The organism is Pseudomonas sp. EA_35y_Pfl2_R111, from assembly GCF_963970955.1.
Taxonomy (GTDB): domain Bacteria; phylum Pseudomonadota; class Gammaproteobacteria; order Pseudomonadales; family Pseudomonadaceae; genus Aquipseudomonas.
The window spans coordinates 431,995-454,110 of sequence record NZ_CAXAOM010000003.1 but is presented as its reverse complement, the minus strand read 5'-3'; the positions used below and the strand labels follow the sequence as shown (position 1 = coordinate 454,110).

Annotated in this window: 20 protein-coding genes; 10 read left to right on the top strand and 10 right to left on the bottom strand. The window is 61.3% G+C overall.

What is annotated here, in order from left to right:
- Positions 1-17 precede the first annotated feature (17 nt).
- The 3 genes from AACY25_RS15070 to AACY25_RS15060 form a co-directional block, all read right to left on the bottom strand.
- Positions 18-194, bottom strand: a complete 177-nt coding sequence (locus AACY25_RS15070; protein ID WP_339413007.1) for a general stress protein — start codon at positions 192-194, stop codon at positions 18-20.
- Positions 195-612: 418 nt separating this feature from the next.
- Entirely contained in the window at positions 613-1,974 is a 1,362-nt protein-coding gene (locus tag AACY25_RS15065; RefSeq protein ID WP_339413008.1) for a putative bifunctional diguanylate cyclase/phosphodiesterase, read from the bottom strand.
- 131 nt (positions 1,975-2,105) lie between these two features.
- Positions 2,106-3,227 (bottom strand): GGDEF domain-containing protein, encoded by a 1,122-nt coding sequence (locus tag AACY25_RS15060; RefSeq protein WP_339525611.1) that lies wholly within the window; start codon positions 3,225-3,227, stop codon positions 2,106-2,108.
- Positions 3,228-3,538: 311 nt separating this feature from the next.
- Here AACY25_RS15060 and AACY25_RS15055 point away from each other — a divergent pair, with 311 nt between their 5' ends.
- Positions 3,539-4,903, top strand: a complete 1,365-nt coding sequence (locus AACY25_RS15055) for a CSLREA domain-containing protein (RefSeq protein WP_339525609.1) — start codon at positions 3,539-3,541, stop codon at positions 4,901-4,903.
- 119 nt (positions 4,904-5,022) lie between these two features.
- Here the strand turns inward: AACY25_RS15055 and AACY25_RS15050 are convergent, their stop codons facing one another.
- Positions 5,023-5,181, bottom strand: coding sequence for a YqaE/Pmp3 family membrane protein (locus tag AACY25_RS15050; RefSeq protein WP_339525608.1), 159 nt, complete (start codon positions 5,179-5,181; stop codon positions 5,023-5,025).
- A 121-nt stretch (positions 5,182-5,302) separates the two neighbouring features.
- Here AACY25_RS15050 and AACY25_RS15045 point away from each other — a divergent pair, with 121 nt between their 5' ends.
- From AACY25_RS15045 to AACY25_RS15035, 3 genes are all read left to right on the top strand, one after another.
- On the top strand, positions 5,303-6,763 hold the full coding sequence (locus tag AACY25_RS15045) for a sigma-54 interaction domain-containing protein (protein ID WP_339525606.1): 1,461 nt from the start codon (positions 5,303-5,305) through the stop codon (positions 6,761-6,763).
- A gap of 656 nt (positions 6,764-7,419) precedes the next feature.
- The gene (locus AACY25_RS15040; RefSeq protein WP_339525605.1) at positions 7,420-8,805 is read left to right on the top strand and encodes a GntP family permease; all 1,386 of its coding nucleotides are present in this window, start codon (positions 7,420-7,422) and stop codon (positions 8,803-8,805) included.
- A 121-nt stretch (positions 8,806-8,926) separates the two neighbouring features.
- Positions 8,927-10,486 (top strand): acyl CoA:acetate/3-ketoacid CoA transferase, encoded by a 1,560-nt coding sequence (locus tag AACY25_RS15035; protein ID WP_339525603.1) that lies wholly within the window; start codon positions 8,927-8,929, stop codon positions 10,484-10,486.
- A gap of 97 nt (positions 10,487-10,583) precedes the next feature.
- On the opposite strand, the gene speB is transcribed toward AACY25_RS15035, so the two are convergent.
- Together speB and AACY25_RS15025 are read right to left on the bottom strand one after the other, a co-directional pair.
- Positions 10,584-11,552 carry an agmatinase gene (gene speB / locus AACY25_RS15030; protein WP_339525601.1) on the bottom strand — a complete coding sequence of 323 codons (969 nt, stop codon included), beginning with the start codon at positions 11,550-11,552 and terminating at the stop codon, positions 10,584-10,586.
- 10 nt (positions 11,553-11,562) lie between these two features.
- Complete coding sequence (locus tag AACY25_RS15025; protein WP_339525600.1) at positions 11,563-12,642, bottom strand: polyamine ABC transporter substrate-binding protein; 1,080 nt, start codon at positions 12,640-12,642, stop codon at positions 11,563-11,565.
- Positions 12,643-12,755: 113 nt separating this feature from the next.
- Between AACY25_RS15025 and AACY25_RS15020 the strand changes: the two genes are divergently transcribed.
- Both AACY25_RS15020 and AACY25_RS15015 read left to right on the top strand, forming a co-directional pair.
- Positions 12,756-13,652 carry a LysR family transcriptional regulator gene (locus tag AACY25_RS15020; protein WP_339525599.1) on the top strand — a complete coding sequence of 299 codons (897 nt, stop codon included), beginning with the start codon at positions 12,756-12,758 and terminating at the stop codon, positions 13,650-13,652.
- A 71-nt stretch (positions 13,653-13,723) separates the two neighbouring features.
- On the top strand, positions 13,724-14,278 hold the full coding sequence (locus tag AACY25_RS15015; protein ID WP_339525598.1) for an NADPH-dependent FMN reductase: 555 nt from the start codon (positions 13,724-13,726) through the stop codon (positions 14,276-14,278).
- An 11-nt stretch (positions 14,279-14,289) separates the two neighbouring features.
- Here AACY25_RS15015 and AACY25_RS15010 read toward each other — a convergent pair whose 3' ends face one another.
- From AACY25_RS15010 to AACY25_RS14995, 4 genes are all read right to left on the bottom strand, one after another.
- On the bottom strand, positions 14,290-14,481 hold the full coding sequence (locus AACY25_RS15010) for a hypothetical protein (RefSeq protein WP_339525597.1): 192 nt from the start codon (positions 14,479-14,481) through the stop codon (positions 14,290-14,292).
- A gap of 197 nt (positions 14,482-14,678) precedes the next feature.
- Positions 14,679-16,601, bottom strand: coding sequence for a M48 family metallopeptidase (locus AACY25_RS15005; protein ID WP_339525595.1), 1,923 nt, complete (start codon positions 16,599-16,601; stop codon positions 14,679-14,681).
- A gap of 17 nt (positions 16,602-16,618) precedes the next feature.
- Positions 16,619-17,215 carry a LemA family protein gene (locus AACY25_RS15000; protein WP_339525593.1) on the bottom strand — a complete coding sequence of 199 codons (597 nt, stop codon included), beginning with the start codon at positions 17,213-17,215 and terminating at the stop codon, positions 16,619-16,621.
- Positions 17,216-17,288: 73 nt separating this feature from the next.
- Positions 17,289-18,776, bottom strand: a complete 1,488-nt coding sequence (locus AACY25_RS14995; RefSeq protein ID WP_339525591.1) for a flagellin N-terminal helical domain-containing protein — start codon at positions 18,774-18,776, stop codon at positions 17,289-17,291.
- A gap of 200 nt (positions 18,777-18,976) precedes the next feature.
- On the opposite strand from AACY25_RS14995, the gene AACY25_RS14990 reads away from it, so the two are divergent.
- From AACY25_RS14990 to AACY25_RS14975, 4 genes are all read left to right on the top strand, one after another.
- Positions 18,977-19,567: a TetR/AcrR family transcriptional regulator gene (locus AACY25_RS14990; protein WP_339525589.1), complete on the top strand. Its 591-nt coding sequence runs from the start codon at positions 18,977-18,979 to the stop codon at positions 19,565-19,567.
- Positions 19,564-20,442: an alpha/beta hydrolase family protein gene (locus AACY25_RS14985; RefSeq protein WP_339525587.1), complete on the top strand. Its 879-nt coding sequence runs from the start codon at positions 19,564-19,566 to the stop codon at positions 20,440-20,442. The genes AACY25_RS14990 and AACY25_RS14985 overlap by 4 nt, the downstream gene beginning before the upstream one ends.
- Positions 20,443-20,470: 28 nt before the next feature.
- On the top strand, positions 20,471-20,878 hold the full coding sequence (locus AACY25_RS14980) for a PaaI family thioesterase (protein WP_339413041.1): 408 nt from the start codon (positions 20,471-20,473) through the stop codon (positions 20,876-20,878).
- 576 nt (positions 20,879-21,454) lie between these two features.
- Positions 21,455-22,111 (top strand): endonuclease I family protein, encoded by a 657-nt coding sequence (locus tag AACY25_RS14975; protein ID WP_339525586.1) that lies wholly within the window; start codon positions 21,455-21,457, stop codon positions 22,109-22,111.
- The last annotated feature ends 5 nt before the right edge of the window (positions 22,112-22,116 follow it).

The following is a 22,116-nucleotide window of genomic DNA, read 5'->3' as shown; positions in this document are numbered from 1 at the left end:
TGCTGCAGAAATGGGGCTTAAGTCTGGCGTCCGCCACCCTGATTCTGCTGCCCGCCTTTGCGCCCTGACTCCGGGGCTTTTTGCCGGTCATTGGCAACGTTACCACCTGATGATTGGCCGCCTTTTTTGCCCGCTTCAGAGGCTTTCTGGCGATCGTTGGCGAAGTTACCTGGGTTGTTATTACCTTTAGTCATGACAGTTCTCCTGTATGTGTATAACTACCGTTTCGCTAGTTTTCCCATGCTTATTGCACTGGGTATTTATTCCGATAACGGCAACCAGGGAAACGTTTGAAGAATTTTTTCAACGGCCGATGAACGGTTACATAGCAATATGAGATTGTACAAACCAAGACTATTTAACGCCGCTTCGTATAACTGCCTAATTGCCAGTTAAATGCCAGTAAGTTGATGGCACATAAACCGCTTCGCTTAATGTCGCTTTATACCCAGGCCGCTTGTATAGGGTGGATGAGTGGCGCGGGGCGGGTTATGGGCAGCAGCGCGCAATTCGGGCGCCGGTGATCGCGGGCATGGCCCGCTCCTACAAAGCAGCGCGAGCGACAGGCAAGCGGTTTATGCATCGATCAGCGACTAGAGCGCGTGCAACCGCCTAGCCATTCTGCCGTTCGACAAACGCCGTAAAGCCGGCCAGCGGCAGTGGTTTGCTGAACAAGTAGCCCTGAAACTGCTTACAGCCGTTGCTCAGTAAAAACGCTTGCTGCGCCTGGGTTTCCACCCCTTCGGCAATTACCGTCATGCCCATGCTTTGCGCCATGGCGATAACGGTGCGCACGATGGCCTGGCTGCTGGCATCGGTGAGCACATCGCTGACAAACGAGCGGTCAATTTTCAGGGTGTTGAGGGGCAAGCGTTTGAGGTGGCTGAGGGAGGAGAAGCCGGTGCCGAAATCATCCAGGGAGAAGCGCACGCCACGCTCGATCAGCACAGCCATCTTGGCCATCAGGTCGTCGATGTCGTGAACGATCAGGGTCTCGGTCAGCTCCAGTTCAAGCCGCCGCGCGTCGATGGCGTAGGTCTCGATCAGCCCGAGCATGTCCGCAACAAAGCTGGCCTGGCGAAACTGCTTCTGGCTGATGTTTACCGCCAGGCTGATGTCGCGGTAGAGCGGGTCGTCCTTCCAGGCGTGGAGCTGGGTAAAGGCTTGCTCCAGCACCCACTGGCCCATGGGGATAATCAGCCCGGTTTTTTCGGCATGGTCGATAAACTCGGCGGGCGGCAGCAGCCCGCGTTGTGGGTGTTGCCAGCGGATCAGCACTTCGGCGCCGGTCACCTTGCCGATGCTGTTCAACTGCGGCTGGTAGTGCAGCACAAACTGTTGCTCATGCAGCGCCGCGTGCAGGTCGCGGTCAAGCACCGAGCGCTCGGCGGCATCGCTCTGCAGGATATGCAGCAGGGCGAACAGCATCAGCATGGCCGCCACGCCCTGCACCCAGGAGCCCGTGACCCGCACATCATCCGGCAGGTGGTAGGTGCTGACGGGGCTCCAGGATGAGGACGCCAGCACGGTAAACAAACCGAGGCACAGTGCGGCAACGCCGTAGCGCAGCCATAGGCGCTCATCGCGAAACGCCATTAGCGCGGCAACCGCAATTGGCAGCAGGTACAGGTGAGTGGCCCGTGGGGCCGCTGCAGTGTGAGGGTCCATCAGCAAGGTGGTGCCGAGGATGATCAGGATGATCACGCCGAACAGCAGCAGATTGGCCAAACGGACGTGGTTGCGCAGGGTCAGAATAAAAATCCCAAGACCGCAGAGAATCATCAGCAGATCCATGACGACGATGCCCCACGCGCCGCGCAGGCTAAAGAAGATGCCCCATAGGCTGCCGACCAGCAGCAGTACCAGGCTGGCGAGCATGCGCATGCGCCGCTCGCGGCGCTGGCTGATCAGGGCCAGGTCGGGGGAATGCCAAAGCTTGAGAACCTGCTTGAGAAAGGCGGTAAGTACGGTCATGGAAAGTCCCTGTGTGACCAATAACTTCGCCAAGGTGGTCGCCCGAGGGCACGCCAACGCAGCGCTTTATCGATAAGCCGAGTTGAGTGTAGACGGCGCGACAGGGGCGTTACGGGCGGCGCAGGCAGTGCTTAGCCGCCGTTGGGTTTATCGATTGAACGGTCACGACCCACCAGGCGGTTGCGGCCCAGTTCCTTGCCGCGATACAGGCGCTGATCGGCGCAGCGGTAAAGCTGATCGGCAGTGCGGCCATCGACGGGCCATTCGGCCAGGCCGAAGGTGGCGGAGAGCGCAATGTCCTGCTCGCCGTAGCGCATCGGCTGGCTGCAGAGCTGCTCGCGCAGGGTTTCCACCAGCGGCTCGGCGCCCTGGCCATCGGTATTGCGCAGCAGCAGGCCGAACTCCTCGCCACCCAGCCGGCCGAGGGTGTCGGTGGCGCGCAGGCGTTGGTTGAGGCTGTTGCAGATATGCCGCAGGGCCTGGTCGCCGGCATCGTGGCCGTACTGGTCATTCACCGCTTTAAAGTGATCGATATCCAGCACCACCAGCACCAGTTTGGCCTGGCTGCGCTGCGCCTCGAGGATGCTCTGCTCCAGGCTCTGCTGAAAACTGCCCCGACTGGCCGCGCCGGTCAGCGCATCGGTGCGCGCCATATGCTGCAACTGCTGGTAGGCAGCGGCGCGGCGGGCTTCGTAGAGGTAGACGAAGACCAGAATCATCACCCCGCAGAACACCGCATTGCCGAGATCGATCAGGCTTTCGGCATCCATCTGCACCGGGTAGTTGTACAGGTACAGCAGGCAGGCACCGATGACGAAGGGCAGCGCCAGCACGCTGCCGCGTGTACGCCCGAGCAGCAAATAGGACAGCACCGGAATGCTATAGACCCAGACGAAGGCGGTTTTCGAGGCGTTGGGGATGACGATGATGTACAGCAGAAAGCTGAAGGTCGGCAGCAGGTAGAGGTAGATCCAGGGCAGCAGGTTGCGCACCCTGACGATGCGCCAGGCGCCCCACAGCAAAACCCCGGTGGCCACCAGCTCGAAGCTGGCAAACAGGTAATTGCCGGCCATAAATTGCAGCGCGCAGAACACCCCAAGGGTCAGCCCGGTGGTGGCAAAGATCATGCGGATCAACGAGCGCTGGCCGACGTACTGTAGGTCGTCGACAGCGGCGCTGCTGTCACTGCCCGTTTTGGTTCGCGGTCGAAAAAACATGGCCGGCGCTGCATAGGTGGCGGTTTGATGGCTCACTGTGCCTCAACTCTCACACCTTGGCCAGACGGGCAATACAACTAAAGTCTGACCACCTGGCGCAATCATCCCGGTTCTATCGAGGCAGGGCAGCATCTGCTTACCTGCGCCATGCCAATGGCCTTTGCCGGGCAAGCCGAGACGACTGAGTGCGATGTAACGATCCAGATAGGCGGCGCAGCGGCGAATCGGAACCGGCCACAACAACCGCGGTCAACTTATCGGTGGTGCACCGTGCCTACCACCCTGTCTGCGGAAGCAGCGCTGTGTCCGCGCCATAACGATTCGGCCCACGCCGAAAAGGAACCGATATGCGCCCAGCCTGCCCCGCCCCGAGCCGCCTGTATGGCCCACTGTTCGCCGCGTCCCTGTGCATCGTGCCCGTTGCGGCAAACGCCAGCGACTTTCGCGTTACCACCACCAGCGATCAGTACGACGGCACGTGTGACGCCCTCTGCTCATTGCGCGACGCGGTGGCGGCCGCCAACCGCCAAGGCGGTTCGAACCGCATCCTGCTGCCCGCCGGGACCTATTTCCTGACCTTACCGCCACAGACCGGCGAGGACGGCGAAATCCTCGATGAGGACGAAAACCGTAATGGCGATCTGGATATACAGGGCAACCTGACAGTACTTGGCGCAGCAACGGAGCAGACCATCATTAACGCCTCGGGGCTGGATCGGCACTTTGAAACCCTGCCTGGCGCGCAGCTGCAGCTCGACCGCCTGACCTTGCGCAACGGCAGGGCCAGCTTTTTCGGCGGCGCCATCGAGAATCACGGCACCACCACCGTGCGCCGTGCGCGTATCGAGAACAATCGCTCCGCCGGCATGTTCCAACCGGGTACGGGCGGCGCCATCGCCAACTTCGGGGTTTTCAACCTGCATTACTCAGTCGTGCACGCCAATCTCTCGAATGCCGGCGAGGCCTTTCTGGGTAAGGGCGGCGGCATCTTCAACGCTGGCACCCTGTTGATCCGGGACAGCACGATAAGCGGCAATAGCGCCAGCGACGACGATGATTCCGGCATGGGCGGCGGCCTGTATAACCAAGGTATCGCCGACGTTGCCCGCAGCACCTTCACCGGCAATCTGGCCAGCGGCAGCGGTTCGGCCATCAGCAACCTCGGCTCGATCAAACTGAGCAACAGCACCCTAAGCGGCAACGACGACTTCCACTCCCGGATGGGCGGTGTCTTCAGTAACGGCCAATCCTACCCCCCCTTCAGCGGCACGCCGCAGGCGACGCTGATCCATGTGACCATCGCCGATAATCTGGGGCCGGGCCTGTACAACTTCGCCAAACTGCGGCTGCGCAACAGCCTGATCGCCGGCAATATCGCGGTGATGGACGATAGCCAGTGGAGCAATTGCAACAACCAGGGCGACAGAGCCAGTTACCACGCCAGCGGCATGCTGCTGGGCACTGGCCCGGGCAACTGCACGGCCGAGCGCTATATCGAGAACCAGCAAACCCTCACCACCCTGCTCGAACCGCTGGCCGACAACGGCGGCGCCACCCGCACTCACGCTCTGCGCCCGGCCAGCCCAGCACTGGATGGGGGAATCGGCTCCTGCAGCAGCCATGACCAACGCAGCCAAGCGCGCCCGCAAGATGGCGATGGTGACGGCGTCGCTGTGTGTGACCTGGGCGCTTATGAGCGCAGCGCCCCTTGATCCGCAAGACGCTCACACGTCGGGGCAAAAGCGCAGCTAGCGCTTGGACAGGAGCAACGATTTAACCTTGGCCGCGCGACTGTGGATGCACGCTGCGTAGGCCTGGAGAGCGCGGCAGCTCAACGCTTGGCGATGATATACACCGCATGCACGATGCCGGGGATGTAGCCAAGCAGAGTCAGCAGAATGTTGAGCCAGAAGGCGCCGGCAAAGCCGACTTGCAGAAACACGCCGAGCGGCGGCAAGAGGATGGCGATCAGAACACGAACTAGGTCCACGGGGGTTCTCCTTTGAGATGGGTATAGAAGATCGACCGTGCATACGCACCAGCGGTTCCTTGCCGCTTTCGCGCGGGGCCACCCATAATCGGCCGCACCTGATTCTGGATGTACTGCGCACATGGCCATTGCCCGCGACGACCTCGACCAACACGGCCTGATCATCGGTGTTTCGCCCGAGCGTTTTCGCGCCGTGGCCATGCCGCTGCTGTTCGACCATCTGAATGCGCAATGCGAGGGCACCATCGCGGTCAATCGCCAGGCACGCATCGTCTGGATCAACGACAAGTACGCCGAGAAGGTCGGCATCAGCGACCCACGCAGCGTGCTCGGTAAAGAAATCGAAGAAGTGCTGCCGGCCAGCCGCCTGCGCGAGGTGGTGGAAAGCGGCCAGCCGAGCATGCTCGACCTGATGGCCTTCGGCAGCGAGCATTTTGTAGTCACGCGCATTCCGCTGCGCGATGAGGACGGCACCCTGGTCGGCGCGCTGGGCTTTGTATTGTTCGACCGCGCTCGCCATCTCAAGCCGCTGATGGCCAAGTTCAACGTACTGCAAAGCCAACTGGTCGCCACCCAACACGAACTGGCCAAAGCGCGCCGCGCGCGTTACACCATCGCCGGGTTTATCGGCGCCAGCACGGCGGCCAGCGAGGTCAAACGCCAGGCCCGCCGCGCCGCGCAACTAGACGCCACGGTGCTGCTGCGCGGCGAAACCGGCACCGGCAAGGAGCTGCTGGCCCAGGGCATCCACAACCTGTCGCCACGGGCCAACGGGCCATTTGTCGCGGTCAACGTTGCGGCCATTCCGGAAACCCTGGTCGAGGCCGAGCTGTTCGGCACCGCGCCCGGCGCTTTTACCGGCGCGGATCGCAAGGCGCGTATCGGCAAGTTCGAGGTGGCTAACGGCGGCACGCTGTTTCTCGATGAAATCGGCGACCTGCCGCTACCGCTGCAAGCCAAGCTGCTGCGCGTATTGCAGGAGCAGGAGGTCGAGCCGCTCGGCTCCAACCAGGTCAAACCGCTGAATGTGCGGGTGATTGCCGCCACGCATATCGACCTGGAAGCCAAGGTCGCTGCCGGGCAGTTCCGTGACGATCTCTACTACCGCCTCAACGTCCTGGCCCTGCGCGTGCCGCCGCTACGCGAGCGCCGTGAAGATATTCCGGCGCTGCTGGAGCACCTGCTCGACGACATCGCCAATCGCTCCGCTCAGGCCCCGCTCGAAGTGAGCGACGACGCCCTCGTCCTGCTGAGCGCACAGCCCTGGCGCGGCAACGTGCGCGAACTGCGCAACCTGCTGGAACGCGCGCAACTGGATGTCGACGGTCGCCTGGATGCGCAGACGGTGCGGGCGTTGCTGGTTGATCCGGTGACACCCGCAGTGCACAACCTTGTATCGCAACCAGCCGCCAACGTGACGCAAACCCTGACCGAACAGCTGGCGCAGGCCGAACGCCAGGCACTGATCGAAGCCCTGCACGCCACTGCAGGCAACCGCCAACAGGCGGCACAACGCTTAGGCATTTCCCGCGCCGGGCTGTATGCCAAGTTGGCCCTGCATGGGTTGGGTAAGCACGACTAAGCCAGGCTCACTGTCGCCGAAAGCAAACGCAATTCCCTGTAGGAGCGGGCCATGCCCGCGATGCTTTTGAACCCGCCAGAGATCGCGGGCATGGTCCGCTCCTACAAAAGCTAGGCCAACCACACACAACCTGTGGCCGTAGGGTGGATCACGCTTTATTGATCCACCATAGGTTGTCCCAGTGAATGCAACGGTGGAAATTAACAGCGATTTCCACCCTACGGCGCTGTTATCACGGCTAAAGCGGAATGCCGCCCAACCCTCCCACGGATGTAGCTACCTGTAGGAGCGGCGGGGGTGCCTAACCCATGCCCGCGGTGTTAGTAAGTCCACCAGATCGCGGGCATGGCCCGCTCCTACGAGAACCACCAATCCAGATTTCTGGAATTACGCGACCCTGCACATCCAGATTTCTGGATTAATTCCAAAAATAAAGACACATCACCTTCCGCGAACAAACCTGCAAAATCGCCTGAAAACCCACGCAACCCTTCAATCACAAGCCTTTCACCCACCTAGACCAAAGTCGTAGCCCCGTCTGGCACAGCTTTCGCTCTAGTCTGCTTAACCCTTGCTCTCGGCTGCCTAGTTAAACGAGCACGCTTATCAGCGTCGCCAGAGAGCGGTGCTTAAAACAACAACAAAAGGAACCAGCCATGGGTACCCTCGGTATTCTGATTTCCCTCGCATTGTTGATGTACCTCGCCTACCGCGGTATCAACGTGTTGATCCTCGCCCCACTGCTCGCGCTGCTGGCGCTGCTGTTTGCCGGCGATATCGGCCTGCTGCTGCCCACCTACACCCAGGTATTTATGAAGGCCATGGGTGGCTATGTGATGCAGTTTTTTCCGCTGTTTCTACTCGGCGCACTATTCGGCAAGTTGATGGATGACTCGGGCTCAGCCCGCGCCATCGCCCACGGCATCGTTGCCAAGGTCGGCAGCGAGCGGGCGATTCTGGCCATCGTGCTGGCGTGCGGCATCCTCACCTACGGTGGCGTGTCGCTGTTTGTGGTGGCCTTTGCGGTGTACCCGATTGGCGCGGCGCTGTTCCGCGAGGCGGGCATTCCAAAACGGCTGATTCCCGGCGCCATCGCCCTCGGCTCGTTCACCTTCACCATGACTGCCCTGCCCGGCACGCCGGCGATTCAGAACGCCATCCCCAACCCGTTTTTCGGCACCGACGCCTTTGCCGCGCCGGGCCTTGGGGTGATCGCCGGGCTGATCATGTTCGGCCTCGGTACCTGGTGGCTTACCGCGCAGTCGCGCAAGCTGATGGCTGCCGGTGAAGGCTACGGCGAGCACCGCGATGACCCAATCGTCGAGGACAGCCGCACTACTCCCGGCTTCTGGCTGGCGCTGCTGCCGATCTTTGTAGTGATCGGCTTGAACTTCCTGATGGCCAAGCAGATTCTGCCGAACCTCGACACCAGCTACCTGGCCAAGCCGGAGTTCGGTGGCCTGCAGGACGCCAAGTCGCTGATCGGTATCTGGGCGATTATCGTCGCCCTCAGTGCGGCCATCCTGCTGCTGATTGCCATGCACTGGAAGCGCTGGATGGACCTGAAGAAGAGCGTCAACGACGGTGCCTTCGGCTCCATGCTGCCGATCCTCAACACCGCTGCCGAAGTGGGTTACGGCACGGTGATCGCCTCCCTGGCGGGCTTTGTGATCATTCGCGACCTGGTGCTCGGCGTCTCCGATAACCCGCTGATCTCCGAAGCGGTGGCGGTGAATATCCTCGCCGGCATCACCGGTTCGGCCTCCGGCGGTATGTCGATTGCGCTGAAAACCCTCGGCGAGCAGTACCTGACCCTGGCCAACGCCGCCGGCATCAGCCCTGAGCTACTGCACCGCGTCGCCGCGATGGCCTCCGGCTGCATGGACACCCTGCCGCACAACGGCGCGGTGATCTCGCTGCTAGCGATCTGCAAACTGACCCACCGCGAGTCGTACAAATTTATCTTCGTCAACACCGTGGCCTTCCCGATGGTGGCGCTGGTAGTGGTGATTACCCTCGGCACCATGTTCGGCAGCTTCTGATCCGATGCATCCGTAGGAGCGGCGGGGACGCCTAGTTCCATGCCCGCGAACCGCTATCGCGGGCATGGCCCGCTCCTACAGGGTCACGCCGTTTCCCCATCCCGTTTTTCGAGTAAGCACCATGAGCAAGATCATGACCGCCGCCGCCGCTGTGGCGCGCATCCCGGACAACGCCAACCTGGCCACCGGCGGCTTTGTCGGCATCGGTTTCGCCGAGGAAATCGCCATTGCCCTAGAGCAGCGCTTTCTCGCTGAACAAGCGCCGCGCGGCCTGACCCTGGTGTATGCCGCCGGCCAAGGCGATGGCAAGGGTCGCGGCCTCAACCACCTGGCTCATGAAGGCCTGGTGCGACGGGTGATCGGCGGTCATTGGGGCTTGGTGCCAGGGCTGCAGAAGCTGGCGGTAGACAACCGCATCGAGGCCTACAACCTACCGCAAGGGGTGATTTCCCAGCTGTTTCGCGATATCGCCGCCGGCAAGCCGGGGCAGCTGTCGCGCGTTGGTTTGGGCACCTATGTCGACCCGCGCCACGGCGGCGGCAAGCTCAATGCGTGCACCACCACCGAGCTGGTGCGACTGATGCCGATCGACGGTGAGGACTACCTGTTCTACCCGACCTTCCCGATCCACGTGGCGGTGGTGCGTGCCACCAGCGCTGATCCGGATGGCAACCTGAGTTTCGAGCGCGAGGCGCTGACCATCGAGAGCCTGGCCATCGCCATGGCCGCGCGCAACTCGGGCGGGCTGGTAATCGCTCAGGTCGAGCGCATCGTCGAACGCGGTTCGCTGAATGCCCGCGAGGTGAAGATTCCCGGAATTCTGGTGGACTGCGTGGTGCTGGCCGAGCCGGCCAACCACCAGCAAACCTTTGCCACCGCCTACAACCCGGCCTTCGCCGGGGAAACCCGCGTGCCGATGGACAGCCTGAAAGCCATGCCACTGGATGTGCGCAAACTGATAGCTCGACGCGCGGCGCTGGAGCTGCAAGCCGGTGCGGTAGTCAACCTCGGCATCGGCATGCCAGAAGGCGTGGCCGGGGTTGCGGCCGAGGAAGGGGTGATCGAGCGTCTGACCCTGACCGCCGAACCTGGCGTAATCGGCGGCATTCCCGCCTCGGGGCTGGATTTTGGCGCGGCGAGCAATCACAGCGCACTGCTCGACCAGCCTTATCAATTCGACTTCTACGACGGCGGCGGCCTGGATATCGCCTTTCTCGGCCTGGCTCAGGCCGATGCGGCGGGCAACCTCAACGTGTCCAAATTCGGCTCACGCTTGGCCGGTGCTGGCGGTTTTATCAATATCAGCCAGAACGCCAAGCAGGTGGTGTTCCTCGGCACCTTCAGCGCCGGGCCGCAGGACATCCGCATCGAGGACGGCCAGCTGCGCATCATCAAGGACGGCGAGCTGCGCAAGTTTGTCGCCGAGGTGGAACACCGCACCTTCGCCGGCCACCAGGCTGCCGAGCGCGGCCAGCCGGTGCTCTACGTCACCGAACGCTGCGTACTGCGCCTGACCCTGGACGGCCTGGAACTGATCGAGGTAGCACCGGGCGTGGATATCCAGCGCGACATCCTCGAGCGCATGGACTTCAGCCCCATCGTGCACCAACCGAAGTTGATGGATGCGCGGCTGTTTCTGCCGCCACCGATTGGCCTGTGCAAGCAGCTGAATGCTGACTAGACGTAGGGTGGACCACGCTTCACCGGCCCACCATGGGCAGCCGCGCCGACACCAATGATGGAAATAAACAGCGACTTCCACCCTAGGTATTTCCCCCTCAACGCTCGCCCAACTTATGCCGCGCCGCATACAAACACACCAGCTCCATCGCCACGGCGGCGCCGGCCAGGGCGGTGACTTCTGCGTGGTCGTAGGGCGGCGAGACTTCCACCACATCCATACCAACCAGGTTGATCCCACGCAGGCCGCGCAGAATCTCCAGTGCCTGATGGCTACTCAGGCCGCCGCACACCGGCGTACCGGTGCCCGGCGCGAACGCTGGGTCCAGACAATCGATATCGAAGGTCAGGTACACCGGGTTATCGCCGACCCGCGCGCGGATTTGCGCGGCGATCTGCTCCGGCGTGCTGCGGTGCACCTGCCGCGCATCCAGCACCTGAAAGCCCATCACGTCGTCATTGGTGGTGCGTAGGCCGATCTGCACCGAACGCGACGGATCGACCAGGCCGTGCTTGGCCGCGTAATAGAACATGGTGCCGTGGTTGATGCCCTGCTCCGTCTCATCGGTATCCGGCCAGGTATCGCTGTGCGCATCGAAATGCACCAGCGACAACGCGCCATATTTCTGCGCATGGGCCTTGAGTAACGGGTAACTGATGAAGTGATCGCCGCCCAGGGTAAGCATGCCGCAGCCAGCCTGAACGATATGCGCGGCATGCGCCTCGATCACCGCAGGGGTGTTCTGCGGCTGGCTGTGGTCGAAGTTGCAGTCGCCGTAATCGATCACCGCCAGGTGGTCGAAGGGGTCGAACTCCCAGGGGTAATGCCGCTCCCAGGCGCTGGTGATCGATGCCGCGCGAATCGCTCGCGGGCCGAAGCGGGTGCCGGGGCGGTTGGTGGTGGCGGTGTCAAAGGGCACGCCGCTGACCACCAAGTCCACGCCCTGCAAATCGCGGCTGTAACGTCGGCGCATAAAGCTGGTAACGCCGGCATAGGTCGGCTCGGAGAAGGTGCCGTATAGGCTGTCGCGGGTAAAGGCCAGGTCGTTGCCGTTAAATGCTTCCATTGCCTTGTCCTCAATACTGACTGCGGAAAGTGGTCCAGATGCGCGTGCGCTCACGCTGTTGGCGCAGCGGCATCAATTGCTCGGCAAACAGCCGCGCGCGCACCGCTTCACCGGGATAAATATCGGCATCGCCGCTGATCGCCGGGTCGACCAGGGCTGTGGCGGCGCTGTTGGCGTTGGCAAAGAACACGCTGTTGGTCAGCTCGGCGATGGCCTCGGGGCGCAGCATGTAATCGATAAAGGCGTGGGCGGCCTTGGGGTGCGGCGCATCGGCGGGAATCGCCATGGTGTCGAACCACAGCAGCGTGCCCTCACGCGGTATGCGGTACTGCACCTCGAACGGCTGCTTGGCCTCAGCCGCGTTAGCCGCGGCCATATAGGCGTCGCCGTTGTAGGTCAGCGCCAGGCAGATTTCGCCCTTGGCCAGGTCATTGATATGCCGCCCGGCCCCGACGTAACGCAGGTTCGGTTGCAGCTGGGTGAGCAGCTGCGCCACCGCATCGAGGTCGGTGCGCTCGCTGCTGTAGGGGTCTTTGCCGAGGTAGTTGAGAACGATGCTGATCACTTCCTGCGGCGAGTCGATCACCGCGATGCCGCAGTCCTTGAGCTTGCTGGCGTACTCGGGCTTGAACAGCAGATCCAGGCTATTCAGTGGCACGCCGGGCAGACGCTGCTCCAGCGCCTGGCGGTTGAACCCAACCCCAACCGTGCCCCAGGTGTACGGCAGGCCGTACTGATTGCCCGGGTCGGCACTGGCGAGTTTGCTCAGCAGCGCCGGGTCGAGATTCTCTAGATGCGGCAGCTGATTGCGGTCCAACGGCTGCACAGCCTTGGCCTGAATCGCCCGGGCCAGGCCGCTGGAGGCAGGGAAGACGACGTCATAGCCGCTGGCGCCGGTGAGCAATTTGCTGTCCAGGGCTTCGGCGCTGTCGAAGATGTCGTATTTGACCGTGATCCCGGTTTCGTCCTTGAAGCGCTGCAGGGCCTGCTCCGGCAGGTAGGCGGACCAGCTGTAAAGGTTGAGGGCTTTCTCTTCAGCCTGGGTGGCAAAGGCGCAACACAGCAGTAGCGGAACAAGGGCCTGACGCATGGGGATGACCTCGATGACGGGATGAGCTGGGCACATCCTGCCTGCCGGTTTGCTTAGCTTAAATATGAAGTGTTCTACTCTGGCATCGATGCTGATCAATGTTAGGAGCCACCATGCTCAGCCAGTTACGCGACCTCGATCTGCAGTTGCTGCGTCTGTTTGTCACCGTGGTGGAGTGCGGTGGCTTTAGCGCCGCCCAAGGCGAGTTGGGGATTGGCCAGTCGACCATCAGCACGCAGATGGCCAAGCTGGAAACCCGCTTGGGCTTTCGCCTGTGCGAGCGCGGCAAAGGCGGTTTTCGTCTGACGCCCAAGGGTGAGCAGGTGCTGAGCGCCACGCGCAAACTGTTCAGCGCCATCGAAACCTTCAAGGGCGAAGCGCAGGGCATGGCCGACAAGCTGCTGGGTGAGCTGCGCATTGGTTTGTCAGAAGGTCTGGCAGCCAGCGTGCTGGAACAGGTCGCCGAGGCCATTGGCCGCTTTCGCGGGCGTAACCAGGCGGTGCAGATCGAGCTGCTGACCGCCATGCCGGCCGAGCTGGAACGCCGCCTGCTGCAAGGCCAGCTGCACCTGGCCATCGGCTATTTCTCTGGCAACCAGAGCGCGCTGGATTATCAGCCGCTGTTTCGTGAGCGCCAGGTGCTGTTTTGCGCAAAGGGCCATGCGCTGTTCAAGCGCCGGCAGATCAGCCGGGAAGACCTGCAGCAGGCCGACCGGGTGCAGCACCCTTACCGTTTTGTGCAGGTGCACGAACCGTTTCAAAGCTCACCCAGCTCGGCGCAGACCGAACAGCTCGACGGCGCGCTGGCGTTTATTCTCTCCGGCCGGCATATCGGTTACCTGCCCGAACATATCGCCGCGCCCTGGCTGGCCAACGGTCGCCTGCGCGCACTGCTGGCCGAAGAGCTGGGTTTTGCGGTGCAGTTTCACCTGGCCAGCCATCGCGGCCAGCACCCCAGTGATGCCCAGCGCGCGTTTGCCGAGGATTTGCTCGCGGCCTTCGTCATTTGACGCAGAACGGCACTGGGCTGGTGGCGGTCTATAGTTTCCAGTCTCGTCGCCCACCCCTAAAAGGAGTCGTCATGAGTAAGACCTACAGCGTCGCCGTGCTGGTCGGTAGCCTGCGCAAGGCTTCGATCAACCGCAAACTGGCACTGGCCCTGAGCGAACTCGCGCCACCCTTGCTGCAACTGAAGATCATCGAAATCGGCGAGCTGCCGCTGTACAACGAAGACATTGACCAGGACAACCCGCCCGCCGCCTATAACGATTTCCGCAGCCAGGTGCAGGCTGCCGATGCCCTGTTGTTTGTCACCCCGGAGTACAACCGCTCGGTGCCCGCACCGATGAAGAATGCCATCGATGTCGGCTCGCGGCCCTACGGCAAAAGTGCCTTCAGCGGTAAACCCGGCGCCGTGCTGAGCGCCTCGCCAGGCGCCATCGGTGGCTTCGCGGCAAACCATCACCTGCGCCAGTCCATGGTGTTTCTCGACGTCCATATGATGCAGCAGCCGGAGGCCTATCTCGGCGGTGCCGGCAGCTTCTTCAATGAAGCCGGCAAGCTCGAAGATGGCATCAAGCCGTTTCTGCAGAAATTTATCGACGCCTATGCCGCCTGGGTAGCGCGACATCTGTAGCAGGCCGTGAGCTACGGGGCCGGCGGCTGGCGCAACTGCCCAGCCAGCCGGTCAATAGCGGCAATGGTCTGGACAATCTCAGCATGGATATCCGGCGTTCCCAGGCAGATGCTGCCAGGGTACGCCCGGTATTCACGGGTTTCCGCTTCCAGCTGCAGGCGTGGATCGAACAGCCCTTGGGTAAGGGGTTGGAAAATAGTCACAGGATGCTCCTTGCCGGGTACGCGCCGGCGTGACGATTGAGGTCAGGAGGCAGTAGCAAGGGGCACAAGGCCGTACAGCATTTCTTATGGCTAGACGCGTCTCAGATTGCACAGGCCGGATGGGCAAACGCGGCCCGCCGACGCGCTTAACAGTCCGCCGATTGCCGCGACGGGTCAAGCCATCGGCCGCCGAACGGTTAGCCCTGGCTCAGCAATGGCGGCATCGGGCAGTCGAGAATATCCGCCACCGCACGCATCAACTCGGCCTCCTCGGCGCTGATCCGACCGTCATGCTCGATGCAACGCGCCATGGCTTTAAGCAGCTGCGGTTTCTGCAACGGCCAGAGCAGACTCAGGCGCCGCAGTGCTGGTTCAAGCGCCGCTAAATTACTGGCGCTGGCCGGCAGCAATTGTTCGAGCGGAAACGCCAGCTCGCTACCGGCATGCTCGAAGGCTGACTGCGCGGCAGGCTCATCCACCCCGCCGGCGCGGGCCAGCAGCGATAGCACCACGCGGGTTTCAGCGGCCAGTTCCCGCAGCTGATAGCGACTGGTTTGCGCCCGCACGCCTTCGACATTGCGCTCGACGATGCGTAGCAGCGTCCATTCCAGCAGCGCGACCCGGCCATCGGCGCGAATCAGCAGAGCCAAATTGGCCTTGAGCGCGGCAAACTGATCGGTCGCCAATTGCTTGAGGGCCGGCATGGCCAGATCCAAAAGAGACAAGCGCATCCCAGGCGCCAACTGGCGCAGCGGCTCGCGCAACAGTGCGAGCTGCGCGGCAACCTCGGCAGCGATACGTGGTTGCAGCAGCTGTAATTGCTGCGCGGCCTGCGTCTCGACGGGGTCAAGCAACAAGCCGTAGAGCAGCGCCTGAGCGCCACTGCAGCAGTGCGCCGCCTCGCTCAGGGCAATATCCAGATGCGCCAGAGTGCTGCGTGCGGCCAGCAAATGTGGCGCCTGCGGATCGCCAATGGCGTCAATTGCCTCACTCGCTGAGGCGGGGCTCAAGCCTGGGACAAACGCGCTCAGGTCATACAGGTTAACGGCCGAATCGCTGGCTGCTGCAGCAGGCGTTGCCACGCTAAGCTCCGCCACATTCGGGTAACTGCCATCCCAGCTTGGGGTGATGCGGCGAATGCGTTGGTCCAATGGCGGGTGGGTAGCCAGCATGCCGTCCAGCGCCTGACGGACGCCGGCAGCAAAGTACATATGGCTGAACTCGGCGGCATGCCCGGCCTGCAGTTGTGAGCCATACAGGTTGCCGCCGATCTTCTTCAAGGCGCCAGCAATGCTCTCCGGATTACGCGTGTACTGCACCGCCGAAGCGTCGGCGAGAAACTCGCGCTGTCGGCTTACGGCAGCCTTGATCAGGTTGCCGAAAAAAGTCCCGGCATAGCCCAGCACCCACAGCGTAACGCCGATGGCGAGCACAATCGCCACCGAGTTGTCGCGACTGGAACGGCTACCGCGCCCGCTGCTGCGCAGCAAAAAGCCGCCAATCAGCCCCAGCAGCAGAATGCCGTGCAGCACCGAGACCAGGCGCGTATTGAGGCGCATATCGCCGTGGAAGATATGGCTGAACTCATGGGCGATCACGCCCTGCAACTCATCGCGGCTGAGCTGGCAGATCGCCCCACGGGTAATCCCGATCACCGCATCCTGTGGCGTCAGGCCGGCGGCAAAGGCGTTGATCCCGGCATCATCGAGCACATACACCGGCGGCACCGAGGTGCCCGAGGCCAAAGCCATTTCCTCCACCACATTGAGCAGCCGGCGCTCTTCGAGGTTCTGTGGCGACAGGTTGATCAAGCGCCCACCCAAACGCTCGGCAATCGCCTGACCACCACGGCTCAGCTGCAGCTGTTTGTACAGGCTGCCCAACAGCACCACGCCGATCACCGCCAGCGCCACACAACCTACCAGTGGCCAACTGGGCAATACGCTGTTCGGCGCCTCACTGGCCACCCACATCGACGCGTGGCTCTGGCCAAAGAGCTGCCAGACCAACCCCAGCACCAGACTGGTCAGGGTGATCAGACTAAACACCGCCAGCACCATCAGAATCAGCAAACGCCCGCTATTACGCCGGGCGCGATCCTGTTGCTCGAAGAAATTCATCGTGCCGAGCCCTTAACTTAGAACGACACCTTCGGCGCTTCCTGAATCGCTGCGCTGTCGGCGAACTCCAGCAGGCTGGCATTCTGAGCGTGGCCGAAACTAGCGGCCAGCAATACTGGCGGGAACGCCTGTTTGTAGGTGTTGTAGGCCATCACCGCATCGTTGAAGGCCTGACGAGCAAACGCCACCTTATTCTCGGTGCTGCTTAACTCTTCACTGACCTGCTGCATATTCGCCGAGGCCTTGAGGTCCGGGTAGGCCTCAAGCGTGACGTTCAGACGACCCAATGCGCTGTTCAGCAACCCTTCCGCCCCACCCAACTGCGCCATGCTCTGGGCATTGCCAGGCTGCGCCGCAGCGGCTTTGAGCCCAGTGACCGCGTTGTTACGCGCGGCAATCACCGCCTCCAGGGTTTCGCGCTCATGAGCCATATAGCCCTTGGCGGTTTCCACCAGATTGGGGATCAGGTCATAGCGGCGTTTGAGCTGCACCTCGATCTGCGCAAAGGCGTTCTGAAAGCGGTTACGCAGGGTGACCAGCTGGTTGTAGATACTAATCACGTAAAAGATCAGCGCGGCGACAACCGCCAGGAAAATCAGCGTGGAGATGGACATGGGGAAATCCTTATCGCATGCGAAAGAGAAGCAGATGGTAGCGGAAAAGCGTGCGGCAAGAATTACCCCGCCGTCACAAGCCCTGTAACAGCGTCAGAATGGCCTGCGGCCGCTGGTTGGCCTGCGCCAGCATAGCCGTTGCGGCCTGCTGCAGAATTTGTCTGCGCACCAACTCCGAAACCTCAGCGGCGTAGTCGGTATCTCTGATACGGCTTCGTGCTGCACTGAGGTTCTCAGCGCTATTCTCCAGGCTAGCGATGGTGTATTCGAGACGATTCTGTATTGCCCCCAGCTCAGCGCGAGCACCATCGATCAGGCTCAGCGCTCCGTCGATCACACCTATTGCCAGCTGTGCATCGATATCGCTGAGCAAGTCGATATCATTCACGCTCTCCAGAAGGCTGAAGTTTCGCGCCGTACTACCATCGACAGTGACGCCGTCCACCTCGGTACTGAACGCGTTATTGCTGCTCATGCGCACCACGCCAATGGCCCTGGCGGATGAATCATCATCAAGCGTCGCCACAGCACTCGTCAGCTCATCCTCACCGCTGTAATCGAACGCCTGGATCACTGCGGTGCCATTTTCCTCCGACAGAAAATCCTCAAGAACAATGTCGTCGCCCGCCTCACTGACCAACCACAACTTGCCATCTTCAATGCGCGCACTGATGCCTGTTGTGCCTTTTTCAGCATTGATGGCTTCAGCGAGTAAACCCAGATCGCCGTTTTCCAGCTTGCCGCGAATACTTACAGCCTCGGTGTTAGAACCGTATAGTTCAAAACTGTAGGTGTCGTCCTCACTGAAACTCAACTGCACAAGCGTGCGGGCGTCCGCTGTAACGCCGGTGGTTTCGGAACGTTTGTTGATACTGCTGGCTACCGACTTGGCCGACCCCTCGACCGCAAAGCGGGTTGTGGCACGACCATAAACAGTTAATTCGCCACTCACGTCGTTATCAGGAATCGCGCCGTTTTGCGCCAGCAGCCCACCCAACTGATCAGCCGCCAGCACGCCGGTGGTGCCATTGACCAGATCGCGCGAGTTAACCCCAATACGCTTGACTCCAAAATTGCCGAGGCTGACAGCAATCGTTTCAAACGCATTGGCCCCGACCTGTAATGCGCTTGAGCCATAGCTGCCATCCAGCAACTTGCGCCCGGCAAAGCTCGTAGTTTCGGCAATCCGACCCAGCTCCTGCTGCAACTGCAAAACTTCCTGCTGCAGCGCACTGCGCTCATTAATCGAGTTGGAGCCGTTGGCGGCCTGCAGTGCCAAATCGCGCATGCGCTGCAGAATAAGAGTGGATTGTTGCAAAGCCCCCTCGGCGGTCTGGGCCAGGGAGATACCATCATTAGCGTTGCGAACAGCGATCCGCATTCCGCTGATCTCGCTACTCATGCGATTGGCAATCTGCATACCAGCAGCATCATCCTTGGCACTGTTGATGCGATAGCCGGTGGAGAGGCGCTGCATCGACGTTTCCAACGCACGCGTAGTCTCATTCAGGCTGCGCTGAATGCTAAGCGATGAAACGTTGGTGTTAAGCGTCAGCGCCATTTATGGACCCTTTGGCGAATGCAACTCCCTTACCGCCCCCTGCTGGGATTGACGGCCATCTCAACTTAGCGGCGGCGCTGGCGCTTTCTTGAGAGGAGCAACCAAAGTTTTTGTCCGCTTATCGATAATCCTTCATCAACAATTCGAATAGCGGCACAAACTGCTTGGCAAAATAGACCGACCGGTCTATATATTTGCTCATGAAAAAGATCTCGACCCGCGACAAACTGATTCACGCCATGGCCGATGCCTTGCAACGCAAGGGGCTGCATGGCGTTGGCCTGAGTGAGCTGCTGGAAATTGCCGGCGCGCCCAAGGGCAGCCTCTATCACCACTTCCCTGGCGGTAAGAGCGAGCTAGCGGTGGCAGCTATCGACCATATCAGCCAGCATATCGACAGCCTGTTCAGCCAGCTTTTTGCCCAGCAGTCGGACCCGCTCAAGGCGCTGCACAACTGGTTGCAAGGCGCACTGCAACAGTTGGAGAACAGTCAGTTCGAACGTGGCTGCCCGCTAGCCACCGTCGCCTTGGAAAGTGGCCCGGAAGATCTGGAAATTCGCGCCGCCTTGCAGCGCAGTTTTACTGCCGTGCGCCAGGCGCTAAGCGCACAACTGCATGCCTACGGTTACCCCAGCGAGCAGGCGGATAACCTCGCCGCACTGTTTGTCGCGCTGTATGAAGGCGGGCTGCTGCAAGCCCGCGTGGCCGGCAGCAGCGAGCCGCTCAAGCGCGCAGCCACTGCCCTGTTCAACCTGACCCGCGAACAGTTTCCGGGAGGAGTCCGCCCATGAACACCCCAGCCATCCTTAGCGAAAGCGTGCAGCTGCCGGCACTCGACGGTTATCCGCTCACCGCCACGCTGTACCACGCGCCGGAGCCGATCGCGCAGCTAGTGATTGCCGGCGCCACCGGCGTGCCGCAGGGCTTCTATCGACGTTTTGCCGAATACGCCGCGCAACGCGGCTACAGCACCCTGACCCTGGACTACCGCGGTATCGGCCAATCGAAACCCGCCAGCCTGCGCGGCTTTGCCATGGACTATCTGGACTGGGCACACCTCGACCTGGCGGCTGCCGTCGACCAGCACCGTCACCCGCAGCGGCCGCTGTATATGGTCGGCCATTCCTTTGGCGGGCATGCCTTCGGTCTGCTGCCAAACCATGATCAGGTCCAGGGTTTTTACACATTCGGCACTGGTGCCGGCTGGCACGGCTGGATGCCCAAGGCCGAGCAACTGCGCGTGCTGACCATGTGGCGGTTGATCGGCCCACTGCTGACCCGCTACAAGGGCTACCTGGCATGGAGCAAGCTGGGCATGGGCGAGGACCTGCCACTGGGCGTGTACAAACAGTGGAAGCGCTGGTGCAGCTACCCGCGCTACTTCTTCGAAGACCCGCAAATGCCGGAATTGGCGGAGCGCTTTGCTCAGGTCAGCACGCCGATTATCGCCGCCAACGCCCTTGACGATCTGTGGGCCCCGCCTGCCTCGCGCGATGCCTTTATGGCCGCCTACAGCGCCGCGCCTTATCAAGCGCGCACCATTGACTCAACCGCCAGCATCGGCGCCATCGGTCATATGGGCTACTTCCGCCCGGCTGCGCAGTCGCTTTGGGATGAAACGCTGAACTGGTTTGCTGAATTACAGGCGCAGCGCCAGGCCGCCTGAACATCCGATAACAAAGGAGGCTTTGCTGATGAGCATGATTCCCGCAGGCTTTACCCCGCTGTTTAGAAGCAGCCCCTTTCTTGATCTGCTGGGGCCGATCTACAACCAGCGCACAGAGACGGGCCTGGTGATTGGCCTACGTGCCGAGGAAAAACACTGCAATGCCCGCGGCCTGGTGCATGGCGGCGTACTGAGCAGCCTGGCCGACGTCGCCCTGGGTTATAACAGTGCCTTCGCCCACGAGCCGCCCACGCCAATAGTCACCAGCAGCCTGACCATCGACTACGCGGGCACCGCCAAACTCGGCGACTGGATCAGCATTGAAAGCGATGTACAAAAGGTCGGCAAAAGCCTGGCGTTTGCCAATTGCTACTTCATGGTCGAATCCGTACGCATCGCCCGTGCCAGCGCGGTATTTAGCGTAATCACGCGATAGCGTTCGGCACGTCGAGATGGTTGAGCGGTTTGGCGAACGCAAGCCAGAAAAGGTCAGAAGCGCTTTTGCCTGAAAGCCCCAGAGGGGTAAAGCGCATGGAGGCGCTGAGCATAAAAAATCATCTGGAATGATTTTCAACATCGCGCAGCGATGGCCGAAGGGTGGCGGCCATGGATGGCAGCCCACAAAAACGTCGGGAACGTTTTTGCGCGCAAGCCCCAAGGGGTAAAGCGCATGGAGGCGCTGAGCATAAAAAAGAAAACCCCGCGATTGCGGGGTTTTTGCAGACTATTTGCTGACATCCTTGATCTGCTTGCCATCCTGGCAGCTGTCCCACGTATCCTTGTTGCTAAAGTGCGCTTCCTGCGCGACGTCCACGGGCAGCAGATTAGCCATCGCCCGCTAACCGGCATAGTGGCAATCTGCATCACACCGTGTAAGCCATCGCCTACACAACGTCTTTTCGGGTAAAACCGAGCAACCGCTCGGCTTTATTTTGTGACGTAGGTCTTGTTAGACTCGATCCTGTCTTACAAAAACAACAAGCGCCGACAACGGCGGTCATTGGGGCTACGCATGCGCTCACTGCTTTTCGCCATCGGCTGTCTGACAGCTAGCATCAGCCTACCCACATTGGCCAACGGACAGAACCAACTTTCCGATCCCAAAGCCGCCGTCCAATTGTTCTGGAGCCAGCTTTACGGCCAGGGCGGCAGCACGCTGTATTGCGGCAAAGACTTCACCGAAGAGAGCGGCCAGCTCAAAGCCAGCGCGATCTACAGCACTAGACAGCTGAAAAGCGCCCTGCGCTGCGTCACCGACCGTCAGTGCGGAATCATGAACCCGCGTTATGTCTACATGACCTCCGACCTGCACAACCTCTACCCGGCAATGACCCGCGTCGAGCTAGTGCGGCGTAATGCGCAGTTCGGCGAGCTGGACGACAGCGTGCCAAGCAAATTCGCTGACATCGACTGCGAGATGAAAACCAGCTTCCAATTGGTCGAGCCGCGCGACGAGGCCAAAGGCAACGTGGCCCGGGCGATTTTCTATATGCATGTTGAGTACGACCTGCCCATTGTCGGCCAGGTGCAGATGTACAAAACATGGCACCAGATGGACCCGCCGGATGCCGAGGAAAAGGCGCGCAACGACAAGATTGCCAGCCTGCAAGGCACCCGCAACCGCTTTATCGACAACCCCGAACTGGTCGAGCAGCAGATCAACAACTGATTGGC